Source organism: Vibrio sp. 2132-1, assembly GCF_033344315.1.
Map to the genome: position 1 here is coordinate 1 of NZ_JAWPON010000328.1, position 709 is coordinate 709.

2 protein-coding genes are annotated in these 709 nt (G+C 45.8%); both read left to right on the forward strand.

Features of this window, described 5'->3' with window-relative positions:
- On the forward strand, positions 1–514 hold a 514-nt coding region (gene rsxA / locus R8N47_RS25215), incomplete at its 5' end, for an electron transport complex subunit RsxA (protein ID WP_318186108.1).
- 3 nt (positions 515–517) lie between these two features.
- On the forward strand, positions 518–709 hold a 192-nt coding region (locus tag R8N47_RS25220; protein ID WP_318186109.1), incomplete at its 3' end, for an RnfABCDGE type electron transport complex subunit B.

Below are 709 nucleotides of genomic sequence, written 5' to 3' on the forward strand. Positions count from 1 at the left end.
GGAAACAGCAATAGGCATGGGGTTAGCACAAAAGTGGTTGGAAACAGCAATAGGCATGGGGGTAGCAACCACTTTTGTGCTAACCCTTGCGTCTGTGTGTGCGTACTTAGTGGAAAGCTATATCTTGCGACCGCTCGGTATCGAGTACTTAAGAACCATGAGCTTTATTTTGGTGATCGCTGTCGTGGTACAGTTCACCGAGATGGTTGTACACAAAACTAGCCCGACCCTTTATCGCTTGCTTGGTATCTTCTTACCACTGATCACGACCAACTGTGCCGTATTGGGTGTTGCACTTCTCAACATCAATGAGAATCATAACTTCATCGAATCTATCATTTATGGTTTTGGTGCAGCCGTCGGTTTCTCGCTTGTATTGATCCTTTTTGCTTCTATGCGTGAGCGTATCGCTGCGGCTGACGTGCCTGTTCCATTTAAAGGTGCATCGATTGCAATGATCACTGCGGGTTTAATGTCGCTTGCTTTCATGGGCTTTACAGGTTTGGTGAAGTAAACAATGAGTACGATTTTAATTGCGATCATCGCACTCGCTGTGCTTGCTGCGATTTTTGGCGCCATTCTTGGTTTTGCTTCTATTCGTTTTAAAGTTGAAGCGGATCCTATCGTGGATCAAATCGACGCGATTCTTCCACAAACACAATGTGGCCAATGTGGTTATCCAGGCTGTCGACCATACGCAGAAGCGATT